Annotated in this window: 16 protein-coding genes; 6 read left to right on the top strand and 10 right to left on the bottom strand. The window is 61.7% G+C overall.

What is annotated here, in order from left to right:
- Positions 1 to 78: 78 nt before the first annotated feature.
- The 6 genes from msrQ to HNE05_RS04810 all read right to left on the bottom strand — a co-directional run bounded on the left by msrQ (position 79) and on the right by HNE05_RS04810 (position 6,053).
- The gene (gene msrQ, locus HNE05_RS04835) at positions 79 to 720 is read right to left on the bottom strand and encodes a protein-methionine-sulfoxide reductase heme-binding subunit MsrQ (RefSeq protein ID WP_173203900.1); all 642 of its coding nucleotides are present in this window, start codon (positions 718 to 720) and stop codon (positions 79 to 81) included.
- Positions 720 to 1,721 carry a protein-methionine-sulfoxide reductase catalytic subunit MsrP gene (gene msrP / locus HNE05_RS04830; RefSeq protein ID WP_173203898.1) on the bottom strand — a complete coding sequence of 334 codons (1,002 nt, stop codon included), beginning with the start codon at positions 1,719 to 1,721 and terminating at the stop codon, positions 720 to 722. Before msrP ends, msrQ begins: the two co-directional genes overlap by 1 nt.
- 63 nt (positions 1,722 to 1,784) lie before the next feature.
- Positions 1,785 to 2,612: a CDP-diacylglycerol--serine O-phosphatidyltransferase gene (pssA, locus tag HNE05_RS04825; RefSeq protein ID WP_173203896.1), complete on the bottom strand. Its 828-nt coding sequence runs from the start codon at positions 2,610 to 2,612 to the stop codon at positions 1,785 to 1,787.
- A 154-nt stretch (positions 2,613 to 2,766) separates the two neighbouring features.
- Positions 2,767 to 3,783, bottom strand: a complete 1,017-nt coding sequence (ilvC, locus tag HNE05_RS04820; RefSeq protein ID WP_173203894.1) for a ketol-acid reductoisomerase — start codon at positions 3,781 to 3,783, stop codon at positions 2,767 to 2,769.
- A gap of 45 nt (positions 3,784 to 3,828) precedes the next feature.
- Complete coding sequence (gene ilvN / locus HNE05_RS04815; RefSeq protein WP_173203892.1) at positions 3,829 to 4,320, bottom strand: acetolactate synthase small subunit; 492 nt, start codon at positions 4,318 to 4,320, stop codon at positions 3,829 to 3,831.
- Positions 4,321 to 4,322: 2 nt separating this feature from the next.
- A complete protein-coding gene (locus HNE05_RS04810) occupies positions 4,323 to 6,053 on the bottom strand; it encodes an acetolactate synthase 3 large subunit (RefSeq protein ID WP_173203884.1) in 1,731 nt (576 codons plus the stop codon).
- 549 nt (positions 6,054 to 6,602) lie between these two features.
- On the opposite strand from HNE05_RS04810, the gene HNE05_RS04805 reads away from it, so the two are divergent.
- On the top strand, positions 6,603 to 7,046 hold the full coding sequence (locus tag HNE05_RS04805; RefSeq protein WP_173203882.1) for a DUF4124 domain-containing protein: 444 nt from the start codon (positions 6,603 to 6,605) through the stop codon (positions 7,044 to 7,046).
- 18 nt (positions 7,047 to 7,064) lie between these two features.
- Here HNE05_RS04805 and HNE05_RS04800 read toward each other — a convergent pair whose 3' ends face one another.
- From HNE05_RS04800 to mrcB, 3 genes are read right to left on the bottom strand one after another with little or no spacing between them, the layout of a single operon-like run.
- Positions 7,065 to 7,394 (bottom strand): YqcC family protein, encoded by a 330-nt coding sequence (locus HNE05_RS04800; protein ID WP_173203880.1) that lies wholly within the window; start codon positions 7,392 to 7,394, stop codon positions 7,065 to 7,067.
- A complete protein-coding gene (locus HNE05_RS04795; protein WP_173203878.1) occupies positions 7,394 to 8,104 on the bottom strand; it encodes a tetratricopeptide repeat protein in 711 nt (236 codons plus the stop codon). The genes HNE05_RS04800 and HNE05_RS04795 overlap by 1 nt, the downstream gene beginning before the upstream one ends.
- A 23-nt stretch (positions 8,105 to 8,127) precedes the next feature.
- Positions 8,128 to 10,443 (bottom strand): penicillin-binding protein 1B, encoded by a 2,316-nt coding sequence (gene mrcB / locus HNE05_RS04790; RefSeq protein WP_173203876.1) that lies wholly within the window; start codon positions 10,441 to 10,443, stop codon positions 8,128 to 8,130.
- Between the two features lie 116 nt (positions 10,444 to 10,559).
- Between mrcB and HNE05_RS04785 the strand changes: the two genes are divergently transcribed.
- The 5 genes from HNE05_RS04785 to HNE05_RS04765 all read left to right on the top strand — a co-directional run bounded on the left by HNE05_RS04785 (position 10,560) and on the right by HNE05_RS04765 (position 14,512).
- Positions 10,560 to 12,122, top strand: a complete 1,563-nt coding sequence (locus HNE05_RS04785; RefSeq protein WP_173203874.1) for a bifunctional aminoglycoside phosphotransferase/ATP-binding protein — start codon at positions 10,560 to 10,562, stop codon at positions 12,120 to 12,122.
- A gap of 65 nt (positions 12,123 to 12,187) precedes the next feature.
- On the top strand, positions 12,188 to 12,532 hold the full coding sequence (locus HNE05_RS04780; protein ID WP_173203872.1) for a pentapeptide repeat-containing protein: 345 nt from the start codon (positions 12,188 to 12,190) through the stop codon (positions 12,530 to 12,532).
- 13 nt (positions 12,533 to 12,545) lie between these two features.
- Positions 12,546 to 13,307 (top strand): class I SAM-dependent methyltransferase, encoded by a 762-nt coding sequence (locus tag HNE05_RS04775; RefSeq protein ID WP_173203870.1) that lies wholly within the window; start codon positions 12,546 to 12,548, stop codon positions 13,305 to 13,307.
- A 25-nt stretch (positions 13,308 to 13,332) separates the two neighbouring features.
- Positions 13,333 to 13,605: a TfoX/Sxy family protein gene (locus HNE05_RS04770; RefSeq protein WP_173203868.1), complete on the top strand. Its 273-nt coding sequence runs from the start codon at positions 13,333 to 13,335 to the stop codon at positions 13,603 to 13,605.
- A 106-nt stretch (positions 13,606 to 13,711) separates the two neighbouring features.
- Positions 13,712 to 14,512 carry a cyclic nucleotide-binding domain-containing protein gene (locus HNE05_RS04765; protein WP_173203866.1) on the top strand — a complete coding sequence of 267 codons (801 nt, stop codon included), beginning with the start codon at positions 13,712 to 13,714 and terminating at the stop codon, positions 14,510 to 14,512.
- 694 nt (positions 14,513 to 15,206) lie between these two features.
- On the opposite strand, the gene HNE05_RS04760 is transcribed toward HNE05_RS04765, so the two are convergent.
- On the bottom strand, positions 15,207 to 15,623 hold the full coding sequence (locus HNE05_RS04760) for a CBS domain-containing protein (protein ID WP_173203864.1): 417 nt from the start codon (positions 15,621 to 15,623) through the stop codon (positions 15,207 to 15,209).
- Positions 15,624 to 15,683: the final 60 nt, after the last annotated feature.

Raw genomic sequence — 15,683 nt, 5'->3', positions numbered from 1 at the left:
CGTCGCAACCTTTATTTTCATCTAACCTCTTGTTTAACAAGGAGTTTTCAGATCATGCTGCGCCGGAAGAGGTGCGCATTATAGGCCCGCAGATTTCGCCGTCAACGCCTTTCTGAAACTTTTTACCTTCCCCGGACGAGCCGAGAGCCAGGCTGCCACAGCCGGAATGCGCAACATCAGCAAAGCCGCGCCAGACACGGCATAAAACACCCATTCGCCAATATCGGAGCGCACAACCCAGAGCATATGCAGCAGACCCAGAACGAGGATTACGTAAACAAGCTTGTGCAACTGCCGCCAGCGCGCACCCAGCCTGCGCACACTGTAGTGATTCGAGGTCAGGGCCAGGAGCCACAGCCCGACAAAAGCCAGGGCGCCAACGATGATGTAAGGCCGCTCACTCAGATCGTCCAGCAGTCGATCAAAGCGCAACCCCAGGATGAACGTCAGATATCCCGCAACGTGCAACAGGACGTAGGTAAAGCACCACAGGCCGAGCTGGCGGCGCACAGCAATCCACCCACCCCAGGCGCTCAGACGCCGCAAAGGCGTCATGCTCAACGTCAGCAGCAGCAGAACCAACGCCCCCTGCCCCAGGTTATCCACTAGAACCTTGCCGGGATCTGGCCCCAGCTGCTGAGTCAGCCCCATATATAGCCACAGCAAAGGGGGAAACAACGCCAAGAGGAAGACGACGACTCGCCAGATTCGATAACGCATCAGTAGTACTTCCGCAGATCCAGACCACTATAAAGAGAGGCAACTTCGTCATAGCCATTGAACAGCTTGGTCGGCACCACATTCGGACTGAACAGGCTATTGGGCAGGCGGCGCTCGGTTGCCTGACTCCAGCGCGGATGGTCGACCTCAGGATTGACGTTGGCATAGAAGCCATACTCATCAGGCGCCAGACTCTCCCAGGTGGTTGCAGGCTGTTCGGCAACCAGGCTGATGCGCACGATCGACTTGATGCTCTTGAAGCCGTACTTCCATGGCACCACCAGACGTAACGGCGCACCATTCTGGTTGGGCAATACGCGCCCATAGATCCCGACAGCCATGATAGACAGTGGATGCATCGCCTCATCCAGACGCAATCCCTCGCGATATGGCCAGTCGATCAAGGAAAAGCCCGAACGCACACCGGACATCTGCTCGGGCGCAACCTTGGTTTCGAAACGCACATACCTGGCTTTGCTGGTTGGCTCTGCACGCTTGAGCAAATCCGCCAGCGGGAAGCCCAGCCAGGGAATCACCATCGACCAGGCCTCGACACAGCGCAACCGGTAGATGCGCTCTTCCAAGCGATGAGGCTGCACCAGAGACTCCAGAGAAACCGGCCCCGGCTTGGCCACCTCACCGTCGATCATCACCGTCCATGGCTCTACTTCAAGTTTGTCGGCGTATCGCGCCGGATCACCCTTGCTGGTGCCGAACTCATAGAAGTTGTTGTAGTGCGTGGCGTCTTTGAACGGCGTCAGGGCCTCATCGCCTGCCGTGACCGCCCCCCACTGCACGCCTGGAAGCTTCTCGGTGAACCAGGCTGGATTGCTAGCAGCCTCGACATCGGCATAGCGCGAAGTCTCCGCCCGCAGCGGCAATGCACTCATAGCTGCAAGGCCACCGGCTGCCGCCATGAAGGTGCGACGCGAGAGATAGACAGACTCGGGAGTGATTTCGGATTCGCGCGCAGCGGACTCGAGGGGGACTTTGATCAACATGGTGGCTCCGCAGCTAAGGACGACTGATGCGCCAATAGACCGCGGAGCCGGCAGGAAATTACATCACTCGGCGGCCTTGTGACGGCGCAGTTGCAACAAATATTGCACAGGACCGGAAGCCGCATAGGCCAAGAAGATCAGCAACAGAATACGGGGTGGGTCACTGAAGACCACTGCAAACACCAGAACCACGACCAGCATCGCTACGAAAGGCACGCGCCCTTTGAAATCAAGATCCTTGAAACTGTAGAACTTGATGTTGCTGACCATCAGCACGCCCGCCATGGCCACCAGCAAGGCATAGAGCATGACCACCGGAACAGGCATGTCCACGCCATCGACACCAAAGTCCTTCAGTGCCCAGACCATCCCGGCGACAACCCCGGCAGCAGCAGGACTGGCAAGACCGACAAACCACTTCTTGTCGACCTTGCCGATCTGGGTATTGAAGCGGGCCAGACGCAACGCGGCGCAAGCCGTATAGATGAAGGCAACCGTAAGCCCGACATTGCCCAGTTCAGACAAGGCCCACTGATAGGCCAGCAACGCCGGCGCCAGACCAAAGGCGACCATGTCGGACAGCGAGTCATACTCGGCGCCAAATGCGCTCTGGGTATTGGTCAGCCGTGCTACTCGACCATCCAGACCATCGAGCACCATGGCGATGAAGATCGCGACCGCCGCGTACTCGTACTTGCCATTCATGGCACTGATGATGGCGAAGAAACCCGCAAACAAGTTGCCGGTGGTGAACAGGTTAGGCAACAGGTAGATGCCACGATGGCGCACCTTGCGCCCTTCGGCATCGTGCCCCTCCTCCACATGCTCATCGATAGGCAGAATGCTTTCCCCTTGTGGGGCAGAGCCGGATTCCTCAGGACGTTCGTTCATGAACAATACCTTGCAACGGTGTGGTTAGACTTCGACCGGAGCCGGCGAGCTAGGTTCGCCAGCGCCCTGCAAACGAATGGGCTTTATACCAGAAGCCCGTAACGAGCATAAAAAAACGCGGCCGTAGCCGCGTCTTTTAGAACGTCAGAAGACCTTAGTTCTTGGCCTTGTCGACGATCTTGTTGGCAGCGATCCACGGCATCATTGCACGCAGCTTCTCGCCAACCACTTCGATGCCGTGAGCGGCATTGTTGCGACGGTAAGCGGTCATCGAAGCGTAGTTCGATGCACCTTCCTGGATGAACATCTTCGCGTATTCGCCGTTCTGGATGCGCTTCAGAGCGTTGCGCATGGCCTGACGGGATTCGGCGTTGATGACTTCCGGACCGGTGACGTACTCACCGTACTCGGCGTTGTTGGAGATCGAGTAGTTCATGTTGGCGATGCCGCCTTCGAACATCAGGTCGACGATCAGCTTCAGCTCGTGCAGGCACTCGAAGTAGGCCATTTCCGGAGCGTAACCGGCTTCAACCAGGGTATCGAAACCGGCTTTGACCAGCTCGACGCAACCGCCGCAGAGAACGGCTTGCTCACCGAACAGGTCGGTTTCGGTCTCGTCCTTGAAGGTGGTTTCGATGATGCCGGTACGGCCGCCACCGACGCCAGCGGCGTAGGACAGGGCAACGTTCTTGGCTTTGCCGGAAGCGTCCTGGTAGATGGCGATCAGGTCAGGGATACCGCCGCCTTTGACGAACTCGGAACGCACGGTGTGGCCCGGGGCCTTCGGCGCGATCATGATCACGTCGAGGTCGGCACGCGGCACAACCTGGTTGTAGTGGATGGCGAAGCCGTGGGAGAAGGCCAGGGTGGCGCCTTTCTTGATGTTCGGCTCGACTTCGTTTTTGTACAGCTGGGACTGGAACTCGTCCGGGGTCAGGATCATGACCAGGTCAGCGGCAGCAACGGCAGCAGGCACGTCAGCCACTTTCAGACCGTGAGCTTCAGCCTTGGCACGGGTGGCCGAACCTGGACGCAGGCCGACGGTAACGTCAACGCCGGAGTCTTTCAGGTTGCACGCCTGGGCATGGCCCTGGGAGCCGTAGCCGATGATGGCGACTTTCATGCCCTGGATGATCGAGAGGTCGCAGTCTTTGTCGTAAAACACTTTCATGGGAATTCCCCTATTTTCTGGCCTCGTGGGCCGTTCGCTAAAGAGTTAGATGCTGAGTACTTTGTCGCCACGGGCAATGCCGGTGACGCCGCTGCGTACGGTTTCCAGGATCGACGCGGTGCCGACGGCCTGGATGAAGCTGTCCAGCTTGTCGCTCGTGCCGGCCAGCTGAATGGTGTAAACGCTGCTGGTCACGTCGACGATCTGTCCGCGGAAGATGTCGGTGGTGCGCTTGACCTCGGCGCGCTGGGCGCCGGTGGCCTTGACCTTGACCAGCATCAGCTCGCGTTCGATGTGCGCGCTTTCCGACAGGTTCACCAGCTTGACCACTTCGATCAGCTTGTTGAGGTTCTTGGTGATCTGCTCGATCACATCGTCATGCCCTACGGTGGTCAGCGTCAGACGCGACAGGGTCGGGTCTTCGGTCGGCGCCACGGTCAGGCTTTCGATGTTGTAGTTGCGCTGGGAGAACAGGCCAACCACGCGCGACAGGGCGCCGGGTTCGTTTTCCAGCAACAGGGAGATGATATGGCGCATGTTCAGGTCCGCTCCGTCTTGCTCAGCCACATGTCACGCATGGCACCGCCGCGAATCTGCATCGGGTACACGTGCTCGCTGGTATCCACGGCGATGTCGAGGAATACCAGGCGGTTCTTCATGGCGAAGGCTTCTTCCATCTTCGGCTTGAGGTCTTTCAGGTCGGTGATGCGCATGCCCACGTGACCATAGGCCTCAGCCAGCTTGACGAAGTCAGGCAGCGATTCCATGTAAGAGTGCGAGTAACGGCTGCTGTACTGCATGTCCTGCCACTGGCGAACCATGCCCAGGGCACCGTTGTTCAGGTTGATGATCTTCACCGGCAGGTCGTACTGCAGGCAGGTCGACAGTTCCTGGATGTTCATCTGGATGCTGCCTTCACCGGTGACGCAGGCCACGTCGGCCTCCGGGAAGTTCAGCTTGACGCCCATCGCCGCAGGGAAACCGAAGCCCATGGTGCCCAGGCCACCGGAGTTGATCCAGCGGTTAGGCTTGTTGAAGCGGTAGTACTGCGCCGCAAACATCTGGTGCTGGCCCACGTCGGAGGTGATGTAGGCGTCGCCCTTGGTCACTTCGCTGAGGGTCTCGATTACGCTCTGCGGTTTGATGATGCTGCCGTCGCCCTCGTTGAAGGGGAACAGGCGGCCGCTACCGCGCCACTCGTCGATCTGCTTCCACCAGCTGGCAACGACGTCCTTGTTCGGTGTCTCGCCGATTTCCTTGAGAATGGCGACCATCTCGGTCAGCACGCTGTCCACCGGGCCGACGATCGGGATGTCGGCCTTGATGGTCTTGGAGATCGAAGCCGGGTCGATATCGATATGGATGATCTTGGCGTTCGGGCAGAACTTGGCGCCCGTTTCACCATTGATCACCCGGTCGTCGAAACGCGCGCCGACAGCCAGGATCACATCGGCGTGGTGCATGGCCAGGTTGGCGGTGTAGCTGCCGTGCATGCCGAGCATGCCGACGAACTGGCGATCGTTACCCGGGAAGGCGCCAAGGCCCATCAGGGTGTTGGTCACCGGGATGTTGAGCATCTTGGCCAGCTCGGTCAGCGGCTCGGAAGCACCGCCCATGACCACGCCGCCGCCGGAATACATGACCGGACGCTTGGCAGCCAGGAGCATCTCGGCAGCCTTGCGGATCTGCCCGGAATGACCACGGGTAGCCGGGCTGTAGGAGCGCAGCTTGACCTTCTTCGGGTAGCTGTATTCGAACTTCTGCGACGGATCGCCCATGTCCTTCGGAATATCCACGACCACCGGGCCTGGGCGGCCGGACTGGGCGAGATAGAAGGCTTTCTTGATCACTTCGGGGATTTCCGAAGGATGCTTGATGATGAAGCTGTGCTTCACGATCGGGCGGGAAATACCGACCATGTCGGTTTCCTGGAAGGCATCGGTACCGACCACGGTGCTGGGCACCTGACCGGAGATGACGACCATAGGGATCGAGTCCATGTAGGCGGTGGCGATGCCAGTGATGGCATTGGTCGCACCCGGGCCGGAGGTCACCAGCACCACGCCGGCCTTGCCGGTGGCGCGGGCATAGCCGTCAGCCATATGGGTGGCAGCCTGCTCGTGACGCACCAGGATATGGGTCACTTCCGGCTCTTTGAACAGGGCATCGTAGATGTGCAGGAGGGCACCGCCCGGGTACCCATAGATATACTTAACGCCTTCGTCACGCAGCGAGCGGACGACCATTTCAGCGCCGGATAAAAGCTCCACGTTGTTCACCTCTAGAACGCCAGATTACCACCCGTCAACGAGTGGTCCTTGAAGTAGGTCTTACTGGTCAGCAAACAGGCGGCGACTGTGGTCGCGGATACTACGAGGTCTGCTTGACGAGTAACGGAATGGCTCAATCTTGCGGAGCCTTTCCTTCCCAGCGCGAGGTAACGCGTTGCGGGTGTAACGGGGGTCGGCACGGGTAGCGCCTTTTTTCGCTGAGCTGGGGGACGCTTGCGGCGGACCCCACTACAACGGAACGTGGGATTGTTCTGATTAGCGCACACTAAGTCAAGCTGTCGAGCACGGAATCCTCGTCTGAGAACCTGTTTAGGATCTCTTGATCGTCGGCCATGCTGCGTTGAAATCGGGCTCGGACTGCTCATTTACACCTCGTAAACTCCGCGTCCTCGCCCAATTTCGCCTTGCCTGGCTCTAGCTCAAAAGATCGTAACCAGGTTCTGAGAGCTGTGACATGCCGCAGGATGACGTTTGCCGGGTTTTGGTTATAGTAACGGTTAGGTTCTGCAGCCAATAAAAGGAAACAACATGCGTCGCTTGATTCTCACGGGCAGTTTGCTGCTCGCCCTGAGCACCACCGCCATGGCCGGCCAGGTCTACAAATGGGTGGACGCGCAAGGCAACACCCACTTTGGCTCACAGCCGCCGGAAGGGCAGCAGGCGACCAGCATCAACACCAACGTGGCCACGCCGAAGACACCCGCCCCCGCAGCCGCAAAGCCTGCCGCAGCGGTAGCCGACACAGACGAGCAGAAGGCGATCGACAGCAAGGTCAAGGAAGATGTGGCCAAGCAGGAGGCCGAGCGCAAGCAGTACTGCGAGACAGTGCGCACCAACCTGGCCCAGCTGCAGAACAATCCGCGCGTGCGCGTGCAGGAAGAAGGCAAGGATGAGATGCGCCGTCTGACAGAAGAAGAACGTCAGGAGCGCATTAGCGAAGCCGAGAAAGGCATCGCCGAGAACTGCCAGTAAAACGATGAGTGGCGCGAGCTAGCTCGCGCCACCAATCAGCCGATCGAAGTTACCCAATGCGGTCAGCAGCGCCAATGCCTGTCGCTCGCGCCCACGGTAGGCTTCTTCGGCCATCGGCCTGATGCCCGACACATTGGGCAACGGCGCCGAAGCCTCGAGCAGGCTTTTCATGCGCGGCAGGAATATCCACTGCAACCAGGCCTCGAACGACAGCGTGTCGACGCAGAAAGGTTCGCGACTGGCCAGCGCCTCTGCCGATGGCGGTGTATCCGCCCACCAGCCCAATACGCGCAACTCCCGCTCAATCAGCAGCAACTGTTCAGCCACTGCGGGCAAACGCTCATCCATCACATGCTGACCTTGGCCTGTGCGCGCGCCTGCGCAGCGCCGGCCGCATCACCCTGACGCTCGCGTGCCTGGGCAATCAAGTCCCAGAGGCCTGCCTGCAGCGCCGGACGCCCACTGGCCAGGGTCAGACCACGCCGTGCGAACTGCTCGGCCTGGGCAGCATCACCTTGGGCCAGACGCACCTCGGCCAGACGATAGAGCACCTGCGGCTCGCGTGGTGCGATGCGCTGGGCGCGTTCCAGGCTGGAGGCGGCACCATTCAGGTCACCACTACCTTGCTGCTGTTGAGCGGTGCTCAGCAGCGCCAGCACCGGGCCATCGAGTTGCTCATCGGCACTCAAACCACCGCCCGAGGGAATCCCGCTGGGCATGCTCGGCGCACTCGGGGTATAGCTGCCGGCCGAAGAGATCGGCCCCGTGCTGAGCGGTGCCGAGCTGATGCTGGAGGGCATGGAACTGCTGCCATCCGGATAAGTTTGCAGCGGTGCGGAAGACACACCGCCGGGAACCATCACTACCACACCGGAGTCCTGCGGCAGGCTCTGCGCCTGGGCTGGGGCCGCTGGCGTATAACCTCCACCGCCCTCACCCTGCTCATCCGCACGCAGCGAGCCACTGGCATCCACTACCGGAATCGAACCACGCGGCACCGTGCTGCAACCGCTCAGCACAGCCGACGTCACCACCAGAGACAACCACCACTTGCTCATGTACTTCCTCTCTATCGGCCGCCTCACTCGAGCCAGCCACGCACCCAATCCATCACCGCTTCATCCGGCGCCACCCCACAGGCGGCACCTGCCGGCGGCTCACTGCCGCGAATATACGGCATCTGTACTGCATTCGGACAACCGGCCGCCGAGCCCTGCCCGGTGCCGGCATTCACCCATGCCTGCACCACATTGTCCGGCTGCGGCATGTCCAACGGCAGCGGGTCGGCCTTGGCCATCAGGCTGGTCCAGACCTGCAGCGCACCGGTCGCACCGGTCAGCGGCGTCTTGCCGTTATCGTCGCGCCCCAGCCAGACCACGGCCAGCAGATCCTGACTGAAACCGGCAAACCAGCTGTCGCGCGAATCATTAGTGGTGCCGGTCTTGCCCGCCAGGGTCAATGATGACGGCAACTGGCTGTACACCGAACGCCCGGTGCCCTCGCGCATCACCCGCTGCATGGCATTCTGCGTGAGGTAGATGGCGCCCGCATCGAAGCGCTGCTGAATCTGGAAGGGGTAACGCTTGAGCGGCTCCCCTTCGGCGGTCAGCACACTGCGAATGCCGCGCAACTGCGTATTGAAACCACCATTGGCCAGGGTCTGATACATGGTCGCCACTTCCATCGGACTCAGCGCACCAGCGCCCAGCAACATCGATGGATAAGCCGGCCACTCCCGATCAACACCCAGGCGCTCAAGGGTTTTGAGTACCTCCGGCACGCCCAGTTCCAGGCCGAGCTTGGCAGTCGACAGGTTGTAGGAGTTGGCCAGGCCCTGGTACAGATAAATGGTGCCGTGGGCCTTGCGGTCATAGTTCTGCGGGCGCCAGACCTGGCCGTCCTGGCCCTTCACCGAAAACGGTTCATCGGCCAGCCAGCTGGTCAGGGTGTACTGACTCGGACGCTCCAATGCCGTCAGGTAAACCGCAGGCTTGATCAGCGAACCGATCGGCCGCACGGCATCCAGTGCACGGTTGAAGCCGGCAAAACGCGGCTGGCGGCTGCCGAGCATGGCCTGAATCTCGCCATTCTCCGGATTGGTCACCACCATGGCGGCCTCGACCTCATCCACACCTTTGCGCCCACCCAGGCGCTTGAGCGTCTCACTCAGGGCGGCCTCGGACTTGAGCTGGAGGATCGGATCGAAGCTGGTGAAGATGCGCAGACCTTCCTCGGTCAAGTCTTCGTCGCGGTAATCCTCGCGCAGCTGGCGCTTGACCAGGTCGAGGAAGGCCGGGAAGGAGCTATCGGCCAGGCTGCCGCGCTTGGTAACACCCAATGGCTGCTGCTTGGCGGCCGCCGCCTGTTCGGCGCTCACCACGCCTTGCTGCGCCAGCAGATCGAGCACCAGATTGCGCCGCTTCAAGGCCAGCTCGGGGTTGCGTCGCGGGTTGTAGACAGTCGGCCCCTTGACCATACCGACCAGTAGCGCCACCTGATGCAGCTTCAACTCACCCAGGGGCTGGCTGAAGAAGTACTGGCTGGCCAGACCGAAGCCATGCACGGCACGCTGGCCGTCCTGGCCGAGGAATACCTCATTGAGGTACGCCTCGAGAATTTCCTTCTTGTCGTAGTGCAGCTCCAGCAGCACGGCCATCATGGCCTCGGTGAGTTTGCGACTGAGGCTGCGCTCACTGGTCAGGTAGAAGTTCTTCACCAGCTGCTGGGTCAGGGTACTGCCGCCCTGGCGCAGCTGACCGGCCGTGGCGTTGATCCACACCGCCCGGGCGATGCCCTTGGGTGACACGCCGAAGTGGTTGAAGAACTCGCGATCCTCCACCGCCACCAGGGTTTCCACCAGATAAGGCGGCGCCTGTTCCAGCTTGATCAGAATGCGGTCTTCGTGATGCGCCGGGTACAGGCCGCCGATCAGCAGCGGCTCCATGCGCGCCACGTCGAGCTTGCCGCCATTACCCTGACTGAGTCCGGCCACGTAAGCGCCGGAGAAGCGCACACGCAGGCGCTGCGCCGATTCGTTGCCGTCATAGAACTGGAAGCCGCGGGTATGCAGGTCGACCAGATTGCCATTAACCACCGCCGCGCCCGGACCGTCGGCGGCGCTTTCGCGGCGATAGCCGAGGGCATCCAGCTCGGTGAGGAAGTCCTGCTTGGCCAGTTTCTGCCCGACGAACAGCTCCAGCGGCCGCGCATAGACCTTGGCGGGCACCGTCCAGCGCTTGCCGGAGAACTTCTCCTGCACCACGGCATCCAGGTACACGGCGAAGCCGGCCAGCACCACCAGCCCGACCAATGCGAGTTTGAGGGCCCAGCCAAGCCAGGGACGAGAGGCGCCGGAACGGCGTTTGGCGCTTTTGCGCGGAGTACGGGAACGAGTCATGGCGCGGCATTATACGCACTTTGCCGAGGCCCAACAGGCGCTCCCCGGCGGTTTGCAGAGCGCCTCACAGCGTCCATAATGCCGCCTCCGAAATACCAGAAAAGCAAGGATTGACCGTGAGCCAAGCACTGATTGCCGCCCTGCAGAACCCGGCCCTTTTCCCCCATCCGGTGGAAGGGTTTCAGGTCATCGAGACGCACATCTCCTGGGTGCTGCTCACCGGCCCCTTCGCCTACAAGATCAAGAAGCCGGTCAACTTCGGCTTCCTCGACTTCACCAGCCTGGAGGCCCGCCAGCATTTCTGTGGTGAAGAGCTGCGCCTCAACCAGCGCCTGACCCAGGGCCTGTACCTAGAAGTGCTGCCGATCAGCGGCAGCGAAAGCGCCCCGCTGCTCGGCGGCAGCGGTCCGGCCATCGAATACGTGCTGAAAATGCGCCAGTTCCCGCAGAGCCAGCTGCTCAGCGCCGTGCAAGCCCGTGGCGAGCTGACCGCCACGCATATCGAAGCCCTGGCCAAACAGATCGCCGATTTCCATGGCCAGACCCCGGCTGTGCCGAGCAGCCACCCGCTGTGCTCGCCCACCGCGATCATGGCGCCGATGCGGCAGAACTTCGAACAGATCCGCCCGATGCTCAGCGAGGCCGCCGATCTGCGCCAGGTCGATGCGCTGGAAGCCTGGACCGAGGCCAGCTTCGCCCGCCTCGAGCCGTTGCTGGCTCAGCGCGCAAACAATGGCTCGATCCGCGAATGCCACGGCGATATCCACCTGGGCAACGCCACCCTGCTGGATGGCCAGGTGGTGCTGTTCGACTGCATCGAGTTCAACGAGCCGTTCCGCCTGATCGACATCGCCTCGGACGCCGCCTTCCTCGCCATGGACCTCGAAGACCGTGGCCTCAAGCACCTGGCCCGGCGCTTCGTCAGTGCCTGGCTGGAACACACCGGCGACTATGCAGCCCTGGAACTGCTCAACTTCTACAAGGCCTACCGCGCCCTGGTGCGGGCCAAGGTTGCCCTGTTCAGCCTGGCCTACCAGACCGAGGACGAGCAGAAAGCCGCGACCCTGCGCCAGTACCGCAACTACGCCAATCTGGCGGAAAGCTACAGCGCCATCCCCTCGCCCTTCCTGGCCATTACCTGCGGCGTTTCCGCCGTCGGCAAGAGCCATGTGGCCCTGCGCCTGGTCGATGAGCTGGGCGCCATCCGCATTCGCTCCGACGTCGAGCGCAAGCGCCTGTTCGGCAACCAGCCGGAGGCCGCCAAGGGTCAGCTGCATGCCGGCATCTACAGTGCCGAGGCCGGCGTCGCCACCTACCAGCGCCTGCACCAACTGGCGGAAAACGCCCTGCACGCCGGCTTCCCGGTGGTGCTCGATGGCGCCTACCTGAAGCAGGCCCAGCGCGCTGCGGCCTGGCAGGTTGCCGAACAGAATGGCGATCCCTTCCTGATCCTCGACTGCCAGGCGCCGCAAGAGGTGATCGCCGGCTGGCTGCAACAGCGCCAGGCCGCCGGTACCGATCCGTCGGATGCCACCCTGGCCGTGATCGAGGCTCAGCAGGCCAATCGCGAAGCCCTCAGCGATGATGAGCAGGCCCACAGCAAGCGCGTCGACACCCATGACAGCGCCAGCCTGGACAGCCTGGTCCAGCGCATCCGTCAGCGCCTGCCGGGGCTCTGATTCGCCCTTCGGGCAGAGCACGACGCAGCTTCTATACTGAGGTCGTGCCCTGTCCGGAGTCGCCCATGAGCCAACCACGCCAACTCGATAACCCGCTGTACCGCCTGCTGCATACCGAGAAAGTCCGCGACTTCAATGCGCAAAAGCCCAAGGACGGCACAGTCGACCTCAAGGGTGGTGACTTTCGCGGTCTCGACCTGCGCCTGCTGGATGCCAGCGGGATCGACTTCACCGATGCCTACTTTCGCGGCGCCGACCTGCGCGGCCTGGATCTGCGTCACGCCTGCATGGAGGGCGCCAGCATCGCCCATGCGCAGATCTCCGGAGCCTATTTCCCGGCCGACCTGAGCGCCGACGAAATCCTCATGTCCCTCAACTTCGGCACCCGCCTGCGCTATCGCACCCGCTGAGCAACGCTTGCCCATGAGTGAAATTACCCGCTTGTTTGGCGCACGTGCCGGTGCCTACGCAAACTTTCGCCCGCAATACCCGGACGCCCTGTTCGCCTGGCTGGCGAGCAACAGCCCCAGCCATGAACGCGTCCTCGACATTGGCTGCGGCAATGGCCAAGCCAGCCGCCCGCTGCTGCAGCATTTCAGCCAGGTACTGGCCTGCGACGGCAGCCCCGAGCAGCTACACGCGGCCAAAGACCTGCAGGGCATCGATTGTTTCGCCGCCGTTGCCGAAGCCCTGCCCCTGGCGGATGGCAGCCTCGACCTGATCATCGTCGCCCAGGCCCTGCACTGGTTCGCTACTCCAGCGTTCTTTGCCGAAGTGCGCCGCCTGCTCAAACCCAACGGCCTGTTCTGCGCCTGGTGCTACAGCCTGCTACGCATCGACAGCGAACTGGACGCTCTGCTCGACAACTTCTACAGCAACACTCTGGGCGCCTACTGGCCAGCGGGCCGCGCCAGCGTCGATGCCGGTTACCGGGATATCCAGGCGCCCTTCCCGCGCCTGCAGCCGCCACCTTTCGCTATCCAGCTGCACTGGGATCTGCCCCAGTTGCTCGGCTATCTCGGCACCTGGTCTGCCGTGCAGCGCCTGCAGCAGGCCAGCGGCCGTGATCCGCTGCTAACTCTGGAACCCGCCCTGCTCGAAGCCTGGGGCGAGCCGCAGCAAAAGCGTTTTGTCAGTTGGCCGCTACACTTTCTTGCAGGCTTACCCAATCCCACTCATCAGTAGCTGCGCAGCAATGCATGGAGGCGCAATGAACGATGAACTACAGCACCTGAAAAACCTCGGTAAAACTTCGGCGCAATGGCTGCATGCGGTCGGCATCCACAACGCCAACGACCTGCGCCGACTGGGCGCCGTGGATGCCTACCGGGCCGTGCGCGCCCGTGGTTTTCGCGCCTCCAAGGTACTGCTCTACGCAATCGAAGGCGCCCTGCTGGACGTACACTGGAACGAGCTGCCCCCAGCCCACAAGGCTGAACTCAACGGCCAGGTCGACTCACTGGGCATGAGCAACAAGAGCTAGCTCACAACCTCCGAGCGCCGTGATTTACCTGAAGCACGGCGCCACCTATTGTTGCAGGGGCGTGCGTGCCTTATCGTCAGCCCAGCCAGTTCAAGGAATTTGAGTCATGTACCTACTCGGGGAGCAACCGGCTTACGCCGATCAACTGATCCAACGCTTGCAGAGCATTCCTGCGCAGTTGCTCGACGGCCTGCAGCCCAACGGCTCGCCCTTGCGCCTGGAACAGGTCGACGACCTGGCCAAGATCCTGCCTGGCAACCAGCTGTACATCATCGAGAACGGCTTGTTGCACGCCCAGGTCGATGACCGCCCGCTGTTCTATCTGCAGGAAGGCGACCTGGTCGGCCTGCGCCAGGGCATCGACCTGCCCAGCTGCCGCTACAGCAGCGAAGAACAACTGACGCTGGTGCCCTACTCGCGTGCCGACGTGTTCAAGCACATCTACGGCAGCGAGCAGCGCCAGGAACTGTTCATCCAGTACCTGATCGGCCACACCGCCCTGCTGTCCGATGCCCTGGCGCGCCTCAAGCAGCCGGAAATTCGCCCGGCCACCGGCTTCCAGCACTTTGCCGCTGGCGAAGAGCTGATCCACCAGGGCGACGATGCCGACCACGTGTTCGTGATCATCGAAGGCCACGCCGAAGCCCATGTCGATGGGCAGAAGGTCGGCGATGTGCAGAAGGACGAGATTTTCGGCGCCATGGCCGTGTTCACCCGCGAGAAGCGCAGTGCCACGGTGATCGCCAGCGAGCCGTGCACCGTCATGGTCATTCCCAAGGACCAGTTCCTCAGCCTGATGCAGAGCAACCCGCGCATCGCCCACAGCCTGATCGAGAGCATGGCTCGACGCATTGATCTGCTGAACAAGGAAGTCACCCAGCTGCGCACCCAGCACCAGCTGGCCTGACAGCCACACCGGTCACCGCACCCCCGGCCAAGTGCCGTAATGCTGTTCACCTAAGATAACGCCGCGATTTCGCAGAGGAATCGCGGCGTTTTTTCTGCCGCGGGCAACCTGTAGGAGCGAGCTCTGCTCGCGAACGGGGCCTCGCATAAAGCTTCGCGAGTAGAGCTCGCTCCTACGGCCTGAGTCCGAGTGCTTTATCTACCCCCGACACCGCTGCAACGGTTTTTCATCCAGCCGTAGCCCGGATGCAATCCGGGAAATAGGCAACTCCGCTCCCGGATTGCATCCGGGCTACACCCCTCTCCCCCCGGCCCCTCTCCCGTGAGCAGGAGAGGGGAGCACAGCGCTTAAGCGAAGGGGATTAGGCCCAGTGCCGGGGGCGTGTCTTTCTGGGGCTCGCCAACCATTCGAAAATAATTCGCATTTAGCTATTGACGCAAAAATGAGAATTGTTATTATTAACTCAACTGGTCGCGAGATCAGTCGATAAGCTGGAAGGCCAACAGTCGGGCTCTTCAGATTATCTCCTCATCAGGCTAATCACGGTTATTGACCCGGCACTTTGCCGGGTCTTTTTTTGCCTGCGAGAAAGTGCACCGGCACGGCTTCAGCGCCCATGCGCCGCGCACGACGCTTTCTGGTGCATTGCACCAGCCACACCGCCCACCTCGCACCGCGCCGGTGCAGTCCTGGCTCAATTCGGTCGCGAGAGCTGCGGCAACACCCGATCCAGCATCTGCAGCAAGTGACGGCGGGTGATCACACCCAGCACCTTGCCGGCGCCATCGACCACGGGATAGCTCTTCGGCTTGTCACCCAGCATCTGCTGAGCCAGTAGCAGCGGCTCCATTGCCAGGCCGACCGTGAGCACCTCGGTCCGCATGATGTCGCGCACCGTCGCCACGCGCTGGTTGTAGTAGGCCACCTGGATGCTCACCTGCAGGCACTCCTGCTCGGAAATCCAGCCCAGCAGCTGACCTTCGGCATCGGTGACCGGGCCGCCAAGCATGGCGTGCTCGAGCAGCTTTCCAGCGGCTTGCACCACCGGCATGTCCGGGTGAATACGGGCGAATTCCTTGCTCATGCAATCGGCGATCGAGGCAGTGATCATCAGCGGCAGCTTCCTTCGGCAATAGGGCAGATCTGGTTATAGACGCCGCGGCAGGCACCG

It is taken from the genome of Pseudomonas campi (assembly GCF_013200955.2).
In the GTDB taxonomy this organism is placed as follows: Bacteria; Pseudomonadota; Gammaproteobacteria; order Pseudomonadales; family Pseudomonadaceae; genus Aquipseudomonas; species Aquipseudomonas campi.
Note: the sequence above shows the minus strand (reverse complement) of the source record. Positions and strands in the feature narration are given on the sequence as shown.

Bases quoted from the DNA above. Each gene is read 5' to 3' on its own strand.
- ilvC (WP_173203894.1), bottom strand. From the start codon at position 3,783: ATGAAAGTGTTTTACGACAAAGACTGCGACCTCTCGATCATCCAGGGC.
- HNE05_RS04775 (WP_173203870.1), top strand. From the start codon at position 12,546: ATGAGTGAAATTACCCGCTTGTTTGGCGCACGTGCCGGTGCCTACGCA.
- mrcB (WP_173203876.1), bottom strand. From the start codon at position 10,443: ATGACTCGTTCCCGTACTCCGCGCAAAAGCGCCAAACGCCGTTCCGGC.
- HNE05_RS04800 (WP_173203880.1), bottom strand. From the start codon at position 7,394: ATGGATGAGCGTTTGCCCGCAGTGGCTGAACAGTTGCTGCTGATTGAG.
- HNE05_RS04760 (WP_173203864.1), bottom strand. From the start codon at position 15,623: ATGATCACTGCCTCGATCGCCGATTGCATGAGCAAGGAATTCGCCCGT.
- msrQ (WP_173203900.1), bottom strand. From the start codon at position 720: ATGCGTTATCGAATCTGGCGAGTCGTCGTCTTCCTCTTGGCGTTGTTT.
- ilvN (WP_173203892.1), bottom strand. From the start codon at position 4,320: ATGCGCCATATCATCTCCCTGTTGCTGGAAAACGAACCCGGCGCCCTG.
- msrP (WP_173203898.1), bottom strand. From the start codon at position 1,721: ATGTTGATCAAAGTCCCCCTCGAGTCCGCTGCGCGCGAATCCGAAATC.
- HNE05_RS04780 (WP_173203872.1), top strand. From the start codon at position 12,188: ATGAGCCAACCACGCCAACTCGATAACCCGCTGTACCGCCTGCTGCAT.
- HNE05_RS04765 (WP_173203866.1), top strand. From the start codon at position 13,712: ATGTACCTACTCGGGGAGCAACCGGCTTACGCCGATCAACTGATCCAA.
- HNE05_RS04770 (WP_173203868.1), top strand. From the start codon at position 13,333: ATGAACGATGAACTACAGCACCTGAAAAACCTCGGTAAAACTTCGGCG.
- pssA (WP_173203896.1), bottom strand. From the start codon at position 2,612: ATGAACGAACGTCCTGAGGAATCCGGCTCTGCCCCACAAGGGGAAAGC.
- HNE05_RS04795 (WP_173203878.1), bottom strand. From the start codon at position 8,104: ATGAGCAAGTGGTGGTTGTCTCTGGTGGTGACGTCGGCTGTGCTGAGC.
- HNE05_RS04805 (WP_173203882.1), top strand. From the start codon at position 6,603: ATGCGTCGCTTGATTCTCACGGGCAGTTTGCTGCTCGCCCTGAGCACC.